Origin of the sequence: Shewanella sp. S1-49-MNA-CIBAN-0167 (genome assembly GCF_040310145.1) — a bacterium.
GTDB classification, from domain to species: domain Bacteria; phylum Pseudomonadota; class Gammaproteobacteria; order Enterobacterales; family Shewanellaceae; genus Shewanella; species Shewanella psychromarinicola.
On record NZ_JBEOPO010000021.1, the window covers coordinates 1 to 20,636 of the forward strand.

14 protein-coding genes are annotated in these 20,636 nt (G+C 44.5%); 4 read left to right on the forward strand and 10 right to left on the reverse strand.

Features of this window, described 5'->3' with window-relative positions:
- The first annotated feature begins 838 nt into the window (after window positions 1-838).
- Window positions 839-1,177, forward strand: a complete 339-nt coding sequence (locus AAEZ00_RS11335) for a cytosolic protein (protein ID WP_124013705.1) — start codon at window positions 839-841, stop codon at window positions 1,175-1,177.
- A gap of 728 nt (window positions 1,178-1,905) precedes the next feature.
- Here the strand turns inward: AAEZ00_RS11335 and AAEZ00_RS11340 are convergent.
- From AAEZ00_RS11340 to AAEZ00_RS11360, 5 genes are all read right to left on the reverse strand, one after another.
- The gene (locus AAEZ00_RS11340; RefSeq protein ID WP_124013671.1) at window positions 1,906-3,612 is read right to left on the reverse strand and encodes an amidase; all 1,707 of its coding nucleotides are present in this window, start codon (window positions 3,610-3,612) and stop codon (window positions 1,906-1,908) included.
- Window positions 3,613-3,691: 79 nt separating this feature from the next.
- Window positions 3,692-4,804 carry an agmatine deiminase gene (aguA, locus tag AAEZ00_RS11345; RefSeq protein ID WP_124013670.1) on the reverse strand — a complete coding sequence of 371 codons (1,113 nt, stop codon included), beginning with the start codon at window positions 4,802-4,804 and terminating at the stop codon, window positions 3,692-3,694.
- A gap of 948 nt (window positions 4,805-5,752) precedes the next feature.
- Entirely contained in the window at window positions 5,753-6,292 is a 540-nt protein-coding gene (locus AAEZ00_RS11350; protein ID WP_351075669.1) for a type II secretion system protein, read from the reverse strand.
- A gap of 360 nt (window positions 6,293-6,652) precedes the next feature.
- On the reverse strand, window positions 6,653-7,939 hold the full coding sequence (locus AAEZ00_RS11355; protein ID WP_124013668.1) for an acetyl-CoA hydrolase/transferase family protein: 1,287 nt from the start codon (window positions 7,937-7,939) through the stop codon (window positions 6,653-6,655).
- Window positions 7,940-8,443: 504 nt separating this feature from the next.
- On the reverse strand, window positions 8,444-9,085 hold the full coding sequence (locus AAEZ00_RS11360; protein WP_101032633.1) for a YitT family protein: 642 nt from the start codon (window positions 9,083-9,085) through the stop codon (window positions 8,444-8,446).
- Between the two features lie 1,383 nt (window positions 9,086-10,468).
- Between AAEZ00_RS11360 and AAEZ00_RS11365 the strand changes: the two genes are divergently transcribed.
- The 3 genes from AAEZ00_RS11365 to AAEZ00_RS11375 are packed head-to-tail and all read left to right on the forward strand — an operon-like array spanning window position 10,469 to window position 15,143.
- A complete protein-coding gene (locus tag AAEZ00_RS11365; protein ID WP_351075674.1) occupies window positions 10,469-13,342 on the forward strand; it encodes a xanthine dehydrogenase family protein molybdopterin-binding subunit in 2,874 nt (957 codons plus the stop codon).
- The gene (locus AAEZ00_RS11370) at window positions 13,339-13,875 is read left to right on the forward strand and encodes a (2Fe-2S)-binding protein (RefSeq protein ID WP_101032635.1); all 537 of its coding nucleotides are present in this window, start codon (window positions 13,339-13,341) and stop codon (window positions 13,873-13,875) included. Before AAEZ00_RS11365 ends, AAEZ00_RS11370 begins: the two co-directional genes overlap by 4 nt.
- Complete coding sequence (locus tag AAEZ00_RS11375; protein ID WP_351075678.1) at window positions 13,872-15,143, forward strand: c-type cytochrome; 1,272 nt, start codon at window positions 13,872-13,874, stop codon at window positions 15,141-15,143. Before AAEZ00_RS11370 ends, AAEZ00_RS11375 begins: the two co-directional genes overlap by 4 nt.
- A 217-nt stretch (window positions 15,144-15,360) precedes the next feature.
- On the opposite strand, the gene AAEZ00_RS11380 is transcribed toward AAEZ00_RS11375, so the two are convergent.
- The 5 genes from AAEZ00_RS11380 to pbpG all read right to left on the reverse strand — a co-directional run bounded on the left by AAEZ00_RS11380 (window position 15,361) and on the right by pbpG (window position 20,262).
- Window positions 15,361-15,837, reverse strand: a complete 477-nt coding sequence (locus tag AAEZ00_RS11380) for a hypothetical protein (RefSeq protein ID WP_124013665.1) — start codon at window positions 15,835-15,837, stop codon at window positions 15,361-15,363.
- Window positions 15,838-16,412: 575 nt separating this feature from the next.
- Entirely contained in the window at window positions 16,413-17,711 is a 1,299-nt protein-coding gene (locus AAEZ00_RS11385; protein WP_351075682.1) for an MFS transporter, read from the reverse strand.
- Window positions 17,712-17,816: 105 nt separating this feature from the next.
- The gene (locus tag AAEZ00_RS11390) at window positions 17,817-18,434 is read right to left on the reverse strand and encodes an FMN-binding negative transcriptional regulator (RefSeq protein ID WP_351075685.1); all 618 of its coding nucleotides are present in this window, start codon (window positions 18,432-18,434) and stop codon (window positions 17,817-17,819) included.
- An 87-nt stretch (window positions 18,435-18,521) separates the two neighbouring features.
- Window positions 18,522-19,166 carry a cupin domain-containing protein gene (locus AAEZ00_RS11395; protein ID WP_101032641.1) on the reverse strand — a complete coding sequence of 215 codons (645 nt, stop codon included), beginning with the start codon at window positions 19,164-19,166 and terminating at the stop codon, window positions 18,522-18,524.
- A gap of 184 nt (window positions 19,167-19,350) precedes the next feature.
- Complete coding sequence (gene pbpG / locus AAEZ00_RS11400; RefSeq protein WP_101032642.1) at window positions 19,351-20,262, reverse strand: D-alanyl-D-alanine endopeptidase; 912 nt, start codon at window positions 20,260-20,262, stop codon at window positions 19,351-19,353.
- Window positions 20,263-20,636: the final 374 nt, after the last annotated feature.

Below are 20,636 nucleotides of genomic sequence, written 5' to 3' on the forward strand. Positions count from 1 at the left end.
ACTCCTGATGTCATAATCAGTCGTTAAGATAAAGGCTCAATGAGCGCAGTTGAAGACGTACTTGCCCGGACGCATACGTTATTACTAATACATCCTCTGAACAATTAACTATGTTGGAAGATAATCTTGTTCATATCAATATTGGTCAAGCCCCATATGAAATGGGAAGACAAGCCATTTTGACACTGTATAAAATTGTAACAGAACAAAAATATGACAGAATAATTTACACACCTATCACATTTTGCACACCAGAGAACGTTGATACATGTACCAAGGTTTCGGGATTGTAATCATATTTAAACAGCATGGTATAAAAGCTAACGAATAATTATTTATAATACTTTCCAAATATCTTTTGGACAAAAGTGAGTTTGAGGTATTAATTAACTCAGCTTACTTGGTATTGGTTTAGCTTGATTTATAACGTCGCTTCATTTGAACTTATTGCCTGCAGCATGTGAGCTACAGGACGTAGTAAATGTCGCGATCACAGGGATATGAAAGAGTGACCTTAGTGCAGATGATTAAGCGAGACGCCAGCTCTTGATTTTAAAATCAGCATCCCTGTGGGCTTAACCAAAACATCCCTGTTTTGAATACTCGCTGACTCATCTACACCTGTAATTTAACTCTCTTCGATTTAGCCGCATAGTTGTCTATAGATGAAAGCTAAATAGGAAAAGCTCAAATCTAATTAGATGACTTATTTTGGGGCAAAGACGTGTTTCAAGGTGACCTAGTGAATGACCGTAAATTGCACAGAATTACTAAATCTCTACTACGTTCTGCCCTTGATAATGTTAAAATCTCCGCATCAGAATTACCGAGAAACTCAATGTTTATCCATCATGTTAACGGCATCGACTGGCTAGTGATCACAGCTTTTGAAGAACTGAAAACTATGTTTATCGAAGAAGCCGGTACGATACCCTCTTGCTTCTCTACCGCCAGCGAATTGAACCTGGTTGATCAAGCAAAGCGAACTTATAGATATTTGCCTACTCTCAGAGGCGTAATCACCGATATCGGCACATATCAAAGACAGGGTAACGAAGAAGATTTGAACCCACAGCTTGCCTGCTTAGTTGAGGGGCTTGGTCGAGTATTTATCTATCACGGCGGCTTTGTAGCTTTTGTGGATGACGAGCAAACCTTTATTACCCGAATAGACTGAAAATTATTCAGTAAGTTGAAATCGGCGAATTGGCATCCCTAGCAAGGAATGGGGCATAAATGATTTGCATACCTTGCTGCATTGGTGTGATGCAACTCTGAACTTGAGGACGTTGAAGAAAATAGCGTGAGCCTGACATGGATGTCAGGCTAGCTTTCGTTGGCCAAGGATGGCCTATCGGAAGCGTTAGCATTTTCGAATAAGTCCGAAGCAGGCTTCAAATGAAGTTAAAAGCTGGATCAATCCCCATGGCGACCTTTTCGCTGTTCAGAAAATGTTGCGGGGCGGCTGGGAGTTCCAAGAGGGAATAGCCGTTGATTTCCTCTTGGTCTGGTGTGGGTGAAGCGCCACGACGTTAGTGGCCGCAGGCCATAGCTTAAAAACACTTTGGGGCAAAAATGAGTTAGTAATACTGGCTTAAAAGGTATTGATTCAACTCTGAACTTAAGAACGTTGAAGACTCTTTATAACAGAATGCGTGAGCCTGACAGGCCTTTCTCGCACATCTGACCTATATGGATATTGGAAAGTCGGCAACATCATTGATCATGTCCTTCAAGGCATTCAGGCATCCTGCCTATCAGAATCAGGCTAGCTTACGCGGTACAGGTCGATTGGCATCTAACCGATATGGATATGGGAAAAATGAGTTAAACAAGTATTTACGTTGGAGTTAAAAAAACGGAATTGGCGTGTAAGATCCAATCCCGTTTTTCACTTCTTGGTGCTTATCTGCTAAGCGCTGGCGTGCGTGTAGGGATCAGGCGCTTGCTGCCTGTAGCCTCAAATGCACCCGCAAACCTCAGCAGGTTGTTGTCGTCATAAGCACGGCCCGCGAAAGTTAACCCTACAGGCATGCCAATATCGGCCATTGCCCCCATCGGCACAGTAACCGTTGGTACACCTAAGTGGCGAATAGCAAGGTTGCCGTTAGCGACCCAAATACCGTTGCTCCAAGCGATGTCGGCGGAGGCTGGATTAACATGCGCATCTGCTGGACCCACGTCAGCCATGGTTGGAAACAGCACTGCATCGAGTTTGAGTTCGTCCATCCAGTCTTCCAGATCCAGCTTGCGAGTCTTCTCTAAGCCGCGCAGACCATCCGGTATGCTGTCGATTTGGTTATACGACTTGAGACCTCTTTTGGCCATATTGACGTACTCATCCATGCCAGCAGCAAGATCGCCCTCACGGTTCGGCAAGGTGCCAAGATCGTGCGGGAAAATCAAATGCCCATTAACGTCAGCTAATTTGTTCAGTTTAGGGTCATTGTTGGCACGCAAGAATTCATCTAAAGCCCACCCCGATAGTGCCCATAGCTCATCATCAAGAAACTCAGGTGTGACTAAGCCACGGTTAAATACCGTCGGCGCACCAGGCCGGTCACCTTCACAGTTAGAAACCAGCGGGAAGTCCACTTCAATCACTTCGGCTCCGGCAGATTCCAGTGCTTTGCGTGCCGCTTCCCAGAGGTCGATCACCGATGATCGAGTATTGATGCGCTGACCGGTCGGGCCTCCGATACCGGGGTTTTCGCTAGTGCCAGCCAATTCATCCTTGTTAATGAACATGCGTGGCACCCCGAAACGCTTGCCTTTAAGCGTGTCAGCTTGGGCGGCAAGATCCAGATAAGAGTCTGGACGAACTGTTGATGCTTTTGGGATCTCGACCCAAGGTTGTAGACGCCATAGGTCGCCACGGGTGATAGGGTCGTCTGCCACGATAACGTCAAGAACTTCGAGCATGTCGGCAATAGTACGGGTATAAGGCACCACTACATCCATGGTCGGTGTCAACGGCCAGTTGCCGCGCACAGAAATCACCCCCCGTGACGGGGTATAGGCGCACAGACCGTTATTTGATGCAGGTCCACGACCGCTCGACCATGTCTCTTCGGCTAGACCGAAAGCAGAATAGCTTGCGGCGGTCCCAGTACCCGCGCCATTGGAAGAACCAGAGGCGAAGGGAGCTGTAAGGTAGTTAGCATTGTATGGGCTTTCGGCGCGACCGTAGTGACCACGCTGCATACCACCATTGGCCATAGGTGGCATGTTGGTTTTACCTAAACAAATGGCACCCGCTTCGCGCAGACGTTCAACGGCAAAGGCATCGTATTGAGCAATCAAATCCTTAAACGCTGGGCTGCCCGAAGCCGCAGTGAGCCCCTTAACAAGATAGCTGTCCTTGGTGGTATAGGGAATACCATCGAGTGGGCTAAGTGTTTCACATTGAGCTCGGCGTGCATCAGAAGCCTCAGCTTCCTTGATCGCATCTGGATTGTGAACCACCAGCGCATTCAGCTTGGTCTCTGTCGCTGGGCCGTCGTAAGCATCAACCCGTGCGAGATAAGACTTCACCAGTTCAACCGCTGTGGTGCGACCGGATTCGAGCGCTGTACGCAGCTCGGCAATAGAAACCTCAGTGACTTCGAACATGTTTCGACCTCTTATTGAAAGCCAATTGTGTTAAAACAACAGTGACATACATGGTCATTGTGTTCTCCTTAGTTTTTACTTACTGTCCAGAGGGGATCTGTTGGGTGATGCAATGGATGTTACCACCACCTAATAAGATCTCGCGGGCAGGTACTCCGACAATTTCATACTCGGGGAAAATCTCCTGCAATTTTTGTGCAGCGATATCGTCAGTTGCAGGGTCGAGTAGTGGAAAAACGATACGATTGTTGGTAATTAAAAAGTTCGCATAAGAACCCGCTAAGCGTTCACCCGCCGTGCGTGGAACACCAGTCCCCTCAGTTACGCCTTGCGCTTCCTCTGCTGTGCAATACAAAGGACCTGGCTGTGGTAATAAATGGATTGTTAATTTACGGCCTTGTGCATCCACAGTATTTTGTAAAATATCCAAAGCGGCTTTTGAACGAGGATACTGCGGATCGGTTTGATCATCAGTCCAGTGTAAAACCACTTCGCCTGGGCGAGCAAAACAGCAAATATTATCAATATGTCCGTCGGTCTCATCCATGTACACACCTTCTGGCAACCAGATAAACTGCTGCACATTTAAATAATCACACAGTAATGCTTCTATTTGTTCACGATTAAGATCTGGGTTGCGATTGCTGTTAAGCAAACATTCAGCCGTCGTCATGCAGGTGCCTTCACCATCGACATGAATTGAGCCACCTTCGAGGATCAACTGAGCCTGATAACGCTCAAAACCATGCTGCGTGAGCATCTGTTGTGCGACTTGCTCGTCCTTATCCCATGGAGAGTACAACCCCCCGTTATGACCGCCCCAGGCATTAAAGCCCCAATCAACACCACGGCATTCGCCTTTGGCATTCACTACTACAGTCGGCCCTGTATCGCGAGCCCAGCAATCGTTGCTATCTATTTCGACCAACGTAACGTGGGAAGGCATAACCGTCTTGGCTTGAGTCAAAAATTCCTTAGGTACCCCCATATAAACAGGGGTAGCAGCACCAATGGCATCGGCCACTTTAGCAAAGGTTGCCTGAGCATAAGCCCCTGCAGAGCGCCAGTTATCAGGACGATATGGCCAAATCATCCACACAGCTTGCTGCGGCGCCCATTCGGCGGGCATGCTAAAACCATCTTGAGATGGTTTAGTGGTTAACTGCGTGGCATCCACATTCATGTTTGTCATGAGTTTTGTCTCCGGTAATGCTGAAAAACTATAAGGGAGTGCGCCCTAACATAGGACGACAGAATAAAAATACGCCTAACATTAATCAAATGAATAAATCGAATTACCACATTCATCACGCAAATAGTTAGGCCGAAATTGCCACGTCTACACTAGGTGAGCTTTAGCTTCGATGAAATATCACTGTATATCATATCATTTAAGACTACTTGCGCTAAATACTTGTATGCAGGTGATAGATAAGAATTTATACGGTAAAAAGCTTGCAAGTTTATTGCAAGCTAGATTAAGTGCAATCACAAAATGGGCCAAAAACGAGTGAGATTTATTGACTTAAAAATGGACAAATTCAACTCTGAACTTGAGGACGTTGAAGACTCTTTATAAAAGAATGCGTGAGCCTGACAGGCCTTTCTAGCACATCTGATCTATATGGATATTGGAAATGTCATAGTGATGTCGGCAACATCATTGACCATATACTCCAAGGCATCCGGCTTATCAGATGTGGGCTTAGCTTTCGAGGTACAGGTCACTCATTGGCATCTGACCCATATGGACATGGGGAATGTCATTTGATGGCGGCAACATTATTGACCATGCCACCACGACATTCGTGAATCCATTCACATCAGATCCCCATCGGAAGCGTTAGCATTTTCACTCTTTATTATAAGATTGGCCGAGGCTGGATTCAAATGCGATTAAAAGCTGGAACAATCCCCATGGCGACTTTTCGCATCTGTTATTTAAGTCATTAACGAAAATGTTGCGGGGCGGCTGGGCCAATTTTTCATAAAGAGTAAAGAGGGAACTGCCGTTGGTTTCCTCTTGGTCTGGTGTGGGTGAAGCGCCACCACGTTAGTCGCCGTAGGCCATAAAGGTGTTAGCCGTTAGAGGCCGCAGGCCATAAGTAAAACAGCAACTCAGTGGATGACCACTGACTAATTAACACCCTGTAATCACCGTCGAAATAACCGGTTCACCTGTAACCTTCCAATGATATTGGAAATAACAATTCGTCGCGATAACCTCTGTCGACGTTGGCTCGGCTGCAGCCAACACACCTTTTGGTGCAGCAGCTACCGCATAACTGCCACTTGATGCATAAATTCGATAAGCCCAGTCATTCACATCAAGCCCAGCGGCTTCAAATATTTCCGGTGCTAAAATATAATTGGCAGTAAAACTGGTGTTAGCGGCATTGGACGCTGCGGCCCAAGGTTGATAATTACTGCCTTTGACACCAGAGAACTCAACCGTATCGGAAATGGCCTTGCCTGATGTGAGCGTTTTCGCTTTAAATAACGAAACTGCCGTTTTCATCGACCCTGTTGCACCTTTGATAGCGGCAATATGGGCATCTTTTTTTAAATTGATAAATTTAGGTGCCGCAACAACAGCCAAAATACCTAAAATGATAATCACTACCACCAGCTCTATAAGCGTGAAACCCGATTGGCGGGAACCTTTTGTTAATGTACTCATACAACGAATGCCCTTTGACACAGTCATTGACCGCGCAGTTTGTATAAATTGAGTAAGATGATTATGTTTCAGTGACCATATTTAACTAACCATATTTAACTGACCATATTTAACTGACCATATTTAACTGACCATGTTTAACTGGCCATGTTTAACTGACCATATTTAACTGACTGTATTTCAGTGATTATTTTAACCCTGTATTTAGCCGTAATTACAGAGACTTTTACGCTGATGTTAATAGTTGCGAGCCAAGTGTGTTGTTTAATCTACCAATCTAAGGCACCGGATAAAAATAACACACTACCGTTTCGGCTCACAACTATTACCGCAATGACAAGATTAATAAATCCACAGTATTTAAACCTTCAGTCGCCACATATCAAAAGCTTCTTGGCAAAGCTGCTGTCTAAATTTTGGATGGGCGATGTCGATAAGTGCTCGAGCTCGCTCGCGCAATGACTTACCCCGCAAATAAGCCGTTCCATATTCGGTGACAATATAATGCACATGCGCCCGGGTAGTTACCACGCCAGCCCCTGGGGATAATACTGTGGCAATGCGCGAAACGGTGCCATTGGAAGCTGTACTTGGCAGTGCAATAACCGATCGCCCACCTTCAGACAGTCCGGCGCCGCGGATAAAATCCATTTGCCCGCCTACGCCTGAATAAATTTGAGTGCCCAGTGAATCGGCACACACTTGGCCTGATATATCGACCTGTAACGCGGAGTTTATTGCCATTACATTAGGGTTTTTACGAATAATGGCAGTGTCATTAACCTGCTCAATATCCATAAATATCACCGACGGATTGTCATCAACATAGTCGTAAAGTCGTTGGCTGCCCAACGCAAAACCAGTGACAACTTTACCGGGATGTACTTTCTTACGGCTGTTATTGATGACTCCAAGTTCAACCAGATTAAGTACCCCATCTGAAAATAGTTCGGTGTGTACGCCCAAATCTTTGTGCTCGGTTAAGCACGACAGCACCGCATCTGGGATAGCACCTATGCCCATCTGCAAGCAAGCGCCATCAGGCACCAGTTTTGCTACATGCTGGCCGATGGCTAAACTAATGGCATCGCTTGGGGCTAATAGATGTTGTGGTAACGGCTTGCTCTGTTCATACACAGCAGCCAGCTGATTATAATGAATAAAACCATCACCATGGGTGCGAGGCATCATAGGGTTAATATGGGCAATGATCCGCCCCGCCATTTGGCACGCCGCTAAGGTTGCCTCAACCGATATGCCTAAAGAGCAGATACCGTGTTTATCGGGTGGCGACACTTGAATAATCGCAGTGTCGATATGCTGTTCGCCGGAACGAAACAACTTGGGCACCTCAGAGAGAAAAATCGGAACATAATCGGCATCACCTTGTTGTAACAGCGACCGCGTGGGTGAACCAGTAAAAAAGCAACGATGGCGAATATGTTCTTTTAAACGGGGATCACTGAGCGATTCAGCGCCCTCGGTATGCAGCTGTAATAATGTTAAGCCATGCTTAGTTAGCGCATGTTCGGCTAATGCATCGAGCAACAATGTTGGCGTAGCGCCCATGGAGTGTGTCCATAAAGTTTCACCGCTTTCAATTAAGGATACGGCCTCTAAAGCACTGCTACAAATAATTGGTTTCATTAATATTACTCAAGGTAATTAAGCTATTTGTAGTGTAAGCGGTAAATTAATCCGTTAATAGCATTGGCCTTTGTAACATTGATCTAACACAAAAGAGTGGCATAATTGAGACATTGCAGGGCATTTTTTATTCAGCGAGCATTGAGTAGGAGTATTAAGCAAGAGTATTGAGCGGGATCATTTTGTTGGAGCAATCTCTATAACCCCCTTTGGGGTTGTGATTGTAAATGTCGCACTGAAAAATACGCCGGAGGCCAATATGACACTGATAGGCACTGATAGGTGGGGCTGAGAGATATATGACCAAAACAGCAGAGGCCACTCATTTATAAACAATATTGCGAGGTGTCTGTTGAGCCCATTTGAGCCATGATGCAGTTAGAGTCTTGCGATATTTATTTACTGTGGCCCAAGGCCAGCCTATTAATTTAAGCAAGCTTAATGTAAACCAGGTTCGTTCAAACGAGGTTTACATTAACCAATAAACAGGGTTAAGCACAGTGTTTATACGCCAACGCGGGCATGTTTAGTGTTAGCTTTCGTTTCAACATAAGCTTGGTAACGGCCAGGTTTATGATTAACCGCAATTAACACATTTAACGCAATTGCACCCATCACTGACAATAACACCAACTCAAAAGGAAACAGCAACAGCGAAGAGCTTAAAATTATCGTATCAATTAGCAAGCCAAAGTTACCGGCACGAATTGAATACTTGTTTTGTAAGTAAAGTGCCAAAATGCCTAAACCGCCTAAGCTCGACTTATGTCTGAACATAATCAACACACCGACCCCGATCAACATACCGCCGACTACCGCTGCAAATAATGGATGGACATTATCGATATGAATAAACATCGGCATATAATCCGTCATTAGCGAGACTATTGTCACCGAAATGAAGGTATTGATGGTGAAACGCTTAGAAAGCTGAGTCCAAGCGATATAGTAAAAAGGCACATTGATTAAGAAAAATAACACCCCAAAACTTAACGATGTCAGATGCATCCCAATAATCGCCAAACCTGCGGTACCACCAGTAATAAGCTGATTACTGTTAAACAGAGTCACGCCAAAAGACACCATTACACCGGCACAAAACAAAGCCATAATGTCTTCGTAAAATCGGTGTGTTGGAAATTGCATGCGATTTGCCATCCTGTAGTGAGTAGCGGTTAGTTATTAGCAACCTAGTGATTACATCATGCTGCTAATGCACTGGCCATTGTGCAGTGCTATAAAACAGCAACATATTAAGGGCGCGCAGTGTACCGAATCAACTTGGATTAAACAGTTAGCTAAATGAGACAAATGCTGCGATTTTTGCCATGAGTGTTCACTCAGATTTACGACTTTAGGTACTTTGGTAAACGAAGTGTTTATTAATTGTTACGATATCGATTAGGCTGGGGTCTAAGAGATGCGCTTGATCAAACTTCAGCCGAATATTAGCACTGTATAAATAGATGTAAAAGTTAACCGCGGCAACGATTCTAGACAACCTTAAGTAATCAATTTCTGCCACTTAAGCATGACATGGTTTAGCCAACATAACCTCGGTTTGGAATAATAAACGGCTTTGAATTAACCCTTGCCTGTTACCAAAAAAAGGCATAAATGACAATATAAATAAAGCTCAGACTTAAGCCATGCCCTCCCCCAATAACATTGAGGCCATAGAAGATAATTAACTCCGAAAGTAATGCTAACGACCTGTGGGCTTAGGCGCACATTTACCCATATGCAGGGAGTAAAACCTCCATGATGCCTGGAATATCATGGACTGAGACAGCGCAACTTATCGACCAAGAAATGACAACTTATTGGCGAAGGTGTAACAGCGCGGCTAAGTCACTTCACATATGTCGTCGGGTAAATTGTCGCTGTAACCGATCAAAAATCATCACTCAGCATAATATTGACCGTGCCCATCACCGCGAAACCATTAACTTGACTAATGATTAAACGCTCAACATAACGACACAAGCAAAACAAACTGGTAACTATAGCCTTACAAATCAAACAATTAATTAAAACCTTGATCAAAAAATTCATTATCGAGCACAATTATTTTTTATACTGACTAAAATTGAATAATCAATCTTGGTAGTAAGCTGGTCATACTGAGTTAAACCGATAACGATATGCTGTCTATCTGCTTAATTAAATAGTGAAAAATGGCAATAAGCTCAATTAAACACCACACAACTAAGCGCGATAATGTTGACTAACCTGCAGATAAACATAACCCTTTTTATAACATTCTCGACTGCTAAAAAGGAATATTTGCAGATTAAATCAGCAACAAATTAAGTTGATCAACATCACAGTTCCCATTTGAGAAGTCCTATAACAATCGAGAATATGCATGTTTATATCATTATGTTACCGTGGCGCAATGCTAAATTAGCCTATACACAAGAAAATTAGTCAATAAAAATTAGTTATTACAATCAAGTAAATGAGCCTAAATCGGGCGGCAACTAACCCGGCGTCTGATTTTCCCCTTAAGACAAACTGAGGTGAAATATGGATATATCTAACACGTCGCGCCGGACCTTTATTAAGCAATGTGTGATTGGTGGAGTCGCCGTTTATTCAGCGCCTTTACTGTGGGAAATGAGTCGGGCCAATGCGTCTATCGTTTCTCCTGAACTGGCAGCCCAATGGCAAACTCAGATTAATGGTCAATCCAAACCCAAGTTTCGCAACGATGGCATAGCCAAAGTGACAGGCCAAAAAGTCTATGGCCGAGACTACCGCGCAATGGACATGGCAGGCTGGCCAAAACAGCAAGGCTACGCTTTTATCTTGCGCGCCGCCGATGCATCCCATGTTTATCAAGGATTTTCCCTCGACCACCTCCCGGCTTCGGCTAAACCCTATAAAGTGATCACTGCGGCGGATCTTATTCGCGACAAGGTTAAGCTGCCCGAGTTTTACGGTGACAATATGTTACTGCCAGAGGGACAAACCGCAGATTATCTTGGTCATGCGGTTGCGATATTATTATTCGATAGTTTTCCTGCATTTAAACAAGCTAAGTCATTGTTGCAGTTCGATAATACCTTATTGCGCTTTGGTGAAAAAACGCCCTTTGTGTCAGACACTAAAGACCCTTATGCCAGCTGGCGTCTTATTCGGGTTGAAGGCGAAAATGGTGCCCGTGAAGATACTTATAGCCCACTACACGATGGACTATTTTTCCCCAGCGTTAAGCACCACAAACCGGTATGGTCAGGTGATGCTAATGCTCAAGGCTCGGTTTCTGAGCGCGGGCTGTATTATGCTGGCGAGATAGAAAAACAGATTGCGAGTGCCAAAGCAGATCAACAGTGGCAAGTATTAGAGCGCGAATATCGCACCCAAATCATCGACCCGATGATGATGGAACCAGAAGCCTTTAACGGCTGGTTTGATGCTGCTAGCCAAACCTTCCATACGGTTATCACCTCGCAATCTCCACAAGACTTTCAAGAGATGGCCGTACACATGCTGTCATCTGGGCCACTGGCGGGCAAGGTTAAACATCTAGTGGTGCATTCGCCTTATATTGGCGGCGGTTTTGGCGCCAAAGATCATTCGATATTTCCTTATTATGGCGTGCTCGCAGCCATTTATGCCACCGGCCCTGTGCGCTTAGCCAATGACCGCTTTGAACAATTTCAATCTGGTCTTAAGCGTCACCCTTTCACGATGAAGAGTCGCTTAGCCGTCGATAAAGCGACCCTAAAAATCCAAGCATTAACCTCACAGATGACCGTCGATGGTGGCGGTCGAGTCAATTTTAGCCCGTCGGTGACCTCCGTTGGGGCGACGGCGATGCAAAGTATTTACTACACGCCACGCAATGATATTATCGCCACCGCCTATGCATCACGTAACCCAGATGCAGGCTCGATGCGCGGTTATGGCACGTTGCAATCGATGACGGCAATGGAGGGCATGATCCACGAAATGGCAGCCGAGTTAGATGTTGATCCGTTTAAACTGCGCGCGGCTAACGTGATGGAGTCTGGGCAGCGTAATACCCAAGGCGCTATCCCCAATGGCACCCTAAGATATAGTGAAATGCTCGACATGGCAGAACAAGACCCTGTGTGGCAAAACCGCGCAGCCAATAAGACTCGTTATGAGGCTAAATACCCTGGCATGCGTTATGGCGTAGGCTTTGGCATTGCCACAAAAGATTATGGTACAGGTGCGGCGGCGCCAAGTGCGGCGGTTAGATTATCTAAAGACGGTAAAATAACCCTGGATATCGGCTTTATCGAAATGGGCACTGGTACCCAAACATCTCAAGCCGTGATCGTCAGCGATGCCTTAGGCAACTTTGCCCATGAGGTAAACCTCGCCAAGATAGACATCTGGGATGCCATGCAATTAGTGCAAACCGACAATCCTTATATTATTTCACAGCAACGTCAAGATGAAATGACGGCTAATCCACGTTGGACGCCAGTAAAAGCCATGGCATCGTCGGCGTCTATGTCGGCCTATTACCAAAGCCATGTGACCCGCATTGCCGCCGAGATTATCTATCGCCACGGACTCTGGCCTGCGGCTGTGTCTATTTGGAACGAGTTGTATTTTAACACCCCAATGGGCGCAACCAATCTCAATCACGCTCGCGACGGCCGCTGGGTCGACGGTAAACTTACCGCTATGGGCTTCCCGCCACTGGCGATCGATATTCTCGCTAAACGCGCCCACGACATGGGCTTAGTGGTTGGCGTAATGGGCCATGCCTTTAATCGCTGGGCTTGGGCCGAAGCTGATTTTGAGATCCTTGGCACCAAAGAACGCATTGCACTGGATGCGTTGGCGCTGCAATACGGCCAAAGTAATCAATATCATGGCAATGCTGCTCGCCAAGCCAGTATGAATTCCAATGGTTATCACTTAATCGACCGTCAAGCTATGCGCTACCCTAAGGCCGAGCTTAATAATGCCATGGTGACTTACTATGCCCCGTGCGCAACCTTGGTTGAAGTGGCGGTAAATGAAGGCAATGGTGAAGTCACACTGCTGAGCTCTCATACTTGGTTAGAAGCCGGTAAAGTGATTGTGAATGAGTTAGTTGAAGGCCAAATTCAAGGCGGTCTTGCCATGGGGATTGGCCATGCTCTGCATGAGGAATTACCGCCATTTGAAGCAGGGGCAGGTAATGGTACTTGGAACCTCAATCGTTATAAGGTGCCGTTAGCAAGGCATGTTGGCGTTTGGAGCCAGAGACATACCATCTTAGCGCCATTATCCGAAACAGATCCGAATCGCGGCATTGCCGAGGTGGTGATGATCCCTGTCGTTTCCGCACTGGTTGAGGCCGTTTATCAGGCTACCGCAGTGCGCTTTTACGAATTACCAATGACAGCGAAAAAAATTAAGGAGGCCATGGCATGAGCCAGTCAATTGAACTAACTATTAATAACCAAGCCGTTGGCCCGATTGAAGTCGGCGATGGCGTCATGATGATTGAATTCTTGCATGAATATTTAAACCTTACCGGCACTAAGTTTGGCTGCGGCGCAGGTGTATGCCATGCCTGCACTGTGATAGTTGACGACAACCTAGGAGTGAGTGAGGTTGTACGTACTTGCATCAATGGTGTCGAGCGTTTCAATGGCAAACATATCCGCACAGTAGAAGGTCATGCCAAGCAGAACGCCCAAGGCGAGATCACCGCGCTTAGCCCTGTGCAACAAGCCTTTTTGGAACATTTCTCGTTTCAATGTGGTTGGTGTACCTCTGGCTTTGTCAATGAATCGACCGCACTGCTAGAACGACTTGAGCGTAAACCTATCGCCAAAGATCAAGTTGAACACGTAATAGAAGAGGCCTTGAGTGAACACGTATGCCGCTGCACTGGCTATGTAAAATATTATGCGGCGATGAAAGATTTGATCCTCAAGACTGAGGGGCTAACCCTGTCATGAAACCATCATATTTGAGTTATTTAGCTCGCTTTAACAAGGCTCGACATCAGCTAAGTCAGGATCTATTACTAACCTTAGGTTTGAGTTTATTGGCATTTTCCTGCAGTGCTGCCAATGACGCAGGCGAAGGCGCAATAGAACGTGGCGCTTATTTGATGAAGATAGGCGACTGTGTGGCCTGCCATACGAGTGTTGGCGGCCGTGAATTAACCGGTGGATTGCCGTTCGAAACCCCGTTTGGGGCGGTGTATTCGACCAATATCACCCCAGACAAAGATACCGGTATTGGTCAATACAGCTATGATGACTTTTTTGATGCCATGCATCATGGTGTCGGCATTAACGGCAATCTGTATCCTGCGATGCCCTACACTTCTTATAGTCTGTTAACGAATGAAGATACTAAAGCGATTTACGCCTATTTGATGAGCACTAAACCCATCAAGCAAGCTAATCTCGACAATGATGTCTCTTTCCCCTTTAACGTACGATTTGGCCTCAAGGCATGGAATTTAGTCGCCCACGATGCCGAGGTATTTGCCCCTAAGCAAGACAAGAGTGAATCTTGGAACCGCGGTAATTACTTAGTCAATGCTTTAGGCCATTGTGCTGAATGTCACACGCCAAGAGACAGCCTATTTGCCATGGAGCAAGACAAACACTTTCAAGGTGCTGTCATTGAAGGGCTAGAGGCATCGAACATTACGCCAGCCGAGCTTAATCGACAAAATTGGACTCATGACGATTTAAAGTCTTTGTTTACTGAGGGTTATTCTCGCAAGGGCACCGTCTTTGGTGGCATGTATCCCGTGGTGTATCACAGCTTTAGTCATTTAACCGATACAGACATGTTTGCCGTTAGCAGTTATCTGCTCGATACCGACGAAAAGATTGAAGCGAAAGCGCTTACCTTTAACGGCCACCAGCGTGAACTGCCAGGATATAAGCTGTACATGGGATACTGCGCCGGTTGTCATGGTCAAAAAGGTGAGGGTCGACCTAATGTTGCTCCGGCAATGGCCGGTAACGCCACATTAGGCAAAGCCAGCCCACACAATATCGTTGCTGTGATGCTAAAAGGGATAAAGAGCCAACATTACAACACCACCACCAGCTTTTATGCCATGCCAGCTTATGCTGATAAGTTAAGCGACGAGCAGCTAAGAGATTTAGCCAACTATCTGCGAGTGACATGGAGTACTCAGCCAGGGGATCTAGATATGAACACTATCAATGATTTGAAAGAAGTGATATTCGAGCATGGTTAAGCGTTTGAATCATTGGTTTTGAATCATGTGGAAAGTAGGTGTTTACACAAAAGCCGACATCAAGTCGGCTTTTTATTTTAATAGCGTTAGCGGTAAGCAAACTCTTGAGCAGTTATCGGCAAAGGGCAACAATTCATTTTGGCTAAAGCCATGAATCTATACTAAGCCCGATTGACCTTGTAATGGCTTTCGCCTAACAAGATATTAGCCAAAAAGATTACAACACATCGTTAAGATCTTGTATTGCATCGATCACCATACCAGTACCTATGCTAATCAACAGCAAATCAGTACCCACACGGACAATCTTCTGCCCTTCTGGTGTGCGCCCTAGCTGAAGAGTCAGTGCTGGAGGCACATCATAGTACACAACATCCGCAGGCAAATGTTGACCTTTATGCCATTGCTTAACATTACCCGGTGGTTGGCAGCCATTGTGTTTCTTGGCTAACCCTGGAGGACAATGCTTAGCATCACGGGTGGTATAATAGTAATTTTTAATCACGACTTGGCGATCATTACTAAAATAGACCTCGTAGTTACTGTCATTGTGATGTTCATGCTTTTTTTGATGTTTTTCAGATTTGTGCTTGCCGCTATTACCGTGTGACTCGTGGTCTTTAGCAACACTTTGACCTGTAGAAAACACCATTAACGTGCTAAAAATGATAAGTGGTATTACATGGCGATTCATAAAATTGATTCCTTTGCGATTAAATAGGCGCTTGTCATAATGCTTAACGAGCGATAATGCCTTACCGATAAAAAAAACCAAATACGATTAGTGATACGGTTACTATAGGTGCAAATGTAGTCGTATTCAGCGCAATTGTCGACTCTAATTTATATTATCGATATCAGTGTTAAAACCCGCATCGGCGGCAACAAAAACCACCTCTGTTTTAGCCTTATATCATCCCTTAACTCATCCAAATCATATTCCGCAAAACAATAACAAAATAGCGGCACTTACTATAGTGAATAAGCCTTAATCTAGAAGCATGAGCGCCTAAAAACAAATCAAACCGTTGATTTAAAGTTAATTCACTTGAACACAGCAAAGCTAAATATTAATGGAATAACAAAATAACGAGACGATTGCGATATTGGCTCAAAACGGCTAATGAAAAAAAGCGGCAGCGACCCCTTTGGCGACCTTATCGTTTTGATAGCGCTTAGGAAAATGATGTGCGGCTGGGTCAGTTCTTCTATAATTATGTAGCGTATATAGAGTACAGAGGCAACAGCCATAAAAGAGAACCCTAACCGTTAACTTAACTTCATTGCAGCAAAATCTGGCCTGGGTAGCTTATCCAAAATACTGTATAAATACATCACCACCAAGGACAATATAGCGCCGATAATAAATAACCAATATCCACCGAGATGATCCAAAATAATCCCGCCACCCAATGGCGCAAACGCAAAGCCAATTTCATAAAATGATGCCGCGCCAAAATACGCACCACGCAAATGCTTAGGGGCTAGCCTGTCAATGTGCACATTCATAGTCGGGAACAAAATGGTTTCGGCTAGGCTCATGACAATAACGGCGCCAATCCAGCCCCAAAATAAATCGATAGGGTTATACGCTAACCAAACTTGTGAGCACACCAATAGTATCAGTCCAAACTGAATACGATGAACCAAACTATAGCCGGCCATTAATCTTAATAGTAAAAATTGGGTTGAGATGATCACCAATGCATTAGTAAAAATCATCGCTGAAATCAATGTCAGTAAATTAGGTGCATTGGCGCGGGTGAGGTATTGGATAAGCGAACTGTCCATTTGCGCATAAATGAACATACACAAAATATTGGCAACGATAAGACATTGGAGCAATTTATCTTGCTGTAAAATCGTTATTATTTGCTGCCGACTGATGAACGCAGGTTTACGCTTAACCGCAGACGTTGCATCACCCATGGCAGGGATAAGCTCATCGGGCACCTGTTCTGTTGTCGATGGGATGGTTTGACAAGCTTGGTGCCTAAAGCCCCAAAATAACAATCCCAGCAATGCGGCAAAAGCGGCGGCAGTAATATAAAAGCTCGATTGTTTACCCGTTAAGCCTAGCCAAACACCTAACATGGGGCCGACAGCGCAGCCCACGTTAACGACGAAATACAATGACTGCATCGCCAGTTCACGAGTTTTAGGGTCATCAATGATGTCACCAATAGTAGCAGACGTGAGTGGTCGCCATAACGAGGTGGCAATCGAACACAGTGTCATCACCACCACATAGCCTTTGACTGAATCAACTTGTGCCAGCAATGAAAACGAGATGATATAAAGCACACCCGTAAGATACATGAGCTTGTGGCGACCGATCCGGTCAGACAATGCACTCCCCATAAAACTGGTAAATACCGAAATAATCGCTGCACTCGACAGTACTAAGCCTACTTCAGTGGCGGTTAAGGCAAATTTTTCATACAAGATAACAGCCAAAAAGGGCCACACCATGTAATAACTGCCACGGGTAATAAATGACCCAAACAATAATATCCACATTAATCGTGGAAATTGCTTAAACCGCGCTAAAGAAACATCGCTATGCACTTTTTATCCTTAAAGAGTGATGCTGAAATGGATTATGACAGACTAAATTGATGGGACTGATGGGATTATAGGGCTAATCCTAACGGCATTTACGCGGGTGAACCACTATTTATTACCTAATCCTATGTTATTACTGATCATATAATCTAATAGCTGTTTTTCATCGGTTCTATTTGACAGCGATAAGCCTTTAACCACACCTTGTTGATCGCTTTGGTTACGGTGCTGCCCTAATTTTTGCTTACCTTGTAACTCATCGATGACAATCTTAAAACCAACAATACCCTTGGCTAATTTTTGTTGGTAATCATCGGGAATAAAGCCACCACTTTGTAGCAATGCAGGTTCATATTGTTGAATGGTAGATTCGAGTACTTGTGCGGTGGTCGCATCATCGGTTAATTCAATAATGCCTTTTGCATGAACTACGCTGTAATTCCAAGTCGGAACGGCTGGATGTGAGTCATACCAGGTGGGAGAAATATAAGCATGTGGACCATTGAAAATGCACAGTACTTTTGTGTTTACTATGTTTTTCCAATGGGAGTTACTACGAGCAAAATGGCCATACAAGGTACCATCTTCACCTTCAGAAGACACAAGCAACAGAGGGAGGTGAGATCCATCTAAATCAGTTGAAACCACTGAAGCAAAACCATATTGACGAATAAACTGGTGTATTGACTCTTTAGATCCCATATCCCACTTATCAGGTACTTGCATAATTCACTCTTTACTAAAATAATCGATAACGTCTTTATAGTGAATCTGACGACTAAATACCATCGTTTTATGGGTTTATATCGATTATTACAAATGGCCGACTTTAACTAAAATCACCGTGTCTTGTTCCACATAGGGATTGTGCTGACTTAAATGCGGGCTGCGGATCCACGTACCAGCAGGATAACGGCCAAGCTCATCGATAAACTCTCCGCTAATCACGTAAATCTCTTCACCGCCAAAATGACGATGGGGTTGAAAATGAGTCCCTGCTGGCCACATCACTAATGCCGTAGATTCGGTGCCATGTTGATGTAGCGGCATAACCCGTAATTGGCCTTGACCCGGTAACCAATCAGCGTTGTTGGTATTAATAGCCACTTGCTCAGAGTCACTCTCTTGAAACTGGTGCAGCTTAACCAATAGCGTGCAGCCTTGTACGCTAAATGGCGCATGAACAAAACCTTCAGGATTACGCAAATACGTGCCGGCAGGATAATCACCGGTTTCATCAGAGAATACACCTTCGAGCACTAAAATCTCTTCACCTAATGGATGAGGATGTGAGTTAAATTGAGCACCGGCTTGATATTTAACAATACTAGTGGCATGACCGCGCTCGGCTTCTTCGCGCGCTAAGCGTTTACGTAAGACCCCTGCAGCAGGACTGTTTTGCCATTCAAGTTCAGCGCTATTGATCACAACTCGCTGGCTAAAATCCATGTTTAACATATTGATACCTTTACAACCATGATTGCTAATAGCTTAGAGCGAAATCAACTCAATGAACAGCGAGTACCAAATGGTTTAATAGGTACTTTAAGGTGCTTTTTATTGATTAATAACAAGAAATTTTCTATAAAAAAACCTGCAAATACAATTTACAGGTTTAATGATGAACGAATGCTTGAATTGGTTAACTTGCTGAATTATTGGCTGCCATTTGGCGTTGTTTTTTATACGCTTTAGCCGAGGCAGGAATGGGCGTCGTTCTGCCCGTTTCCAACCATTTCTTAAGTCGATTAGCATCGGCCATATGCGTATATTTGCCAAACGAATCTAACACCACAACCGCCACTTTACGTTTATCCATTTCGGTTAACATCACTAAGCAATGCCCTGCTTTGCTGGTATAACCGGTTTTGGTTAACGCAATGTTCCAATTATCTTTAAAGACCAGTTTATTGGTATTTTGAAAATCCAGTGCATAGCGTGGGCGTTTAAAAATAACGTGTTTTTTATTGGTTGAACTGAGCTTACCTAAAAGCGGATATTGCTGGCTGGCTTTAAGTAATAAAATAAGGTCATTCGCACTCGATACGTTTTCAGGTGATAAGCCGGTAGGTTCGACATAATGCGTTTGGGTCATTCCTAATGCGATTGCTTTATCGTTCATCGCCCGAACAAATGCCTTAAACCCTCCAGGATAATGATGAGCAAGCGAGGTTGCAGCACGATTTTCAGAAGACATGAGTGTCATTAACAACATGGTTTCACGGCTAACTTCACTGCCTAATCGTACACGTGAATAGACATTACGCATCACGGGTGAGTCAGTAATTTTAACCGATATTTTTTCATTTAACGATAATTTGGCGTCAAGGGTCACCATGGCGGTCATGAGCTTAGTCACTGAAGCAATGGGGACCGCTTGGTGTGGATTACTGGAATACAGCACTTCATTGGTTTTTAAGTCGACTAACATCGCACTGCTTGATGCTAACTCTTGTAATGATTGTTTTTGAGACACGGGTTCAGCAACTACCGAGGAGCTAATAACGGTATTTGAACATAATAAAGCGCAGGCAAAAAAGAAACGGAGTTTCATTATTCTCACTTGAAAAATAAACCTAATAAGTTCCTTGAGTATACGATAAAGGATTAGTCCGACAATAGATAAATAATCACTATTAGTGGGTTTGTAGTGAATGCTAGTCGGTTTTTAGTGAATGTTAGTGCATTTGTTGCCGCTCCAGCAAAAAACATAAATAATAGCGAGTACTGAGCACTGTCCAAACAAGCCTAGATACACACTATCGAGCAATACTGTACTCGCCAGATGAGACATATCAACAATATACTAGTTAAGCATTTGTCATCGTTTCGCGGTACGTGAACGACCCCGCGACATCGCTTCGCTCGGATCACGGGGTTTTCTCGACTGATTCGATAAAAAAATGAGTTTTAGTGTAGATACCGTTT

Excerpts from the sequence above, each read along its gene's own strand:
- AAEZ00_RS11335 (WP_124013705.1), top strand. The coding sequence starts at position 839 with ATGTTTATCCATCATGTTAACGGCATCGACTGGCTAGTGATCACAGCT.
- AAEZ00_RS11340 (WP_124013671.1), bottom strand. The coding sequence starts at position 3,612 with ATGTTCGAAGTCACTGAGGTTTCTATTGCCGAGCTGCGTACAGCGCTC.
- aguA (WP_124013670.1), bottom strand. The coding sequence starts at position 4,804 with ATGACAAACATGAATGTGGATGCCACGCAGTTAACCACTAAACCATCT.
- AAEZ00_RS11350 (WP_351075669.1), bottom strand. The coding sequence starts at position 6,292 with ATGAGTACATTAACAAAAGGTTCCCGCCAATCGGGTTTCACGCTTATA.
- AAEZ00_RS11355 (WP_124013668.1), bottom strand. The coding sequence starts at position 7,939 with ATGAAACCAATTATTTGTAGCAGTGCTTTAGAGGCCGTATCCTTAATT.
- AAEZ00_RS11360 (WP_101032633.1), bottom strand. The coding sequence starts at position 9,085 with ATGCAATTTCCAACACACCGATTTTACGAAGACATTATGGCTTTGTTT.
- AAEZ00_RS11365 (WP_351075674.1), top strand. The coding sequence starts at position 10,469 with ATGGATATATCTAACACGTCGCGCCGGACCTTTATTAAGCAATGTGTG.
- AAEZ00_RS11370 (WP_101032635.1), top strand. The coding sequence starts at position 13,339 with ATGAGCCAGTCAATTGAACTAACTATTAATAACCAAGCCGTTGGCCCG.
- AAEZ00_RS11375 (WP_351075678.1), top strand. The coding sequence starts at position 13,872 with ATGAAACCATCATATTTGAGTTATTTAGCTCGCTTTAACAAGGCTCGA.
- AAEZ00_RS11380 (WP_124013665.1), bottom strand. The coding sequence starts at position 15,837 with ATGAATCGCCATGTAATACCACTTATCATTTTTAGCACGTTAATGGTG.
- AAEZ00_RS11390 (WP_351075685.1), bottom strand. The coding sequence starts at position 18,434 with ATGCAAGTACCTGATAAGTGGGATATGGGATCTAAAGAGTCAATACAC.
- AAEZ00_RS11395 (WP_101032641.1), bottom strand. The coding sequence starts at position 19,166 with ATGTTAAACATGGATTTTAGCCAGCGAGTTGTGATCAATAGCGCTGAA.
- pbpG (WP_101032642.1), bottom strand. The coding sequence starts at position 20,262 with ATGAAACTCCGTTTCTTTTTTGCCTGCGCTTTATTATGTTCAAATACC.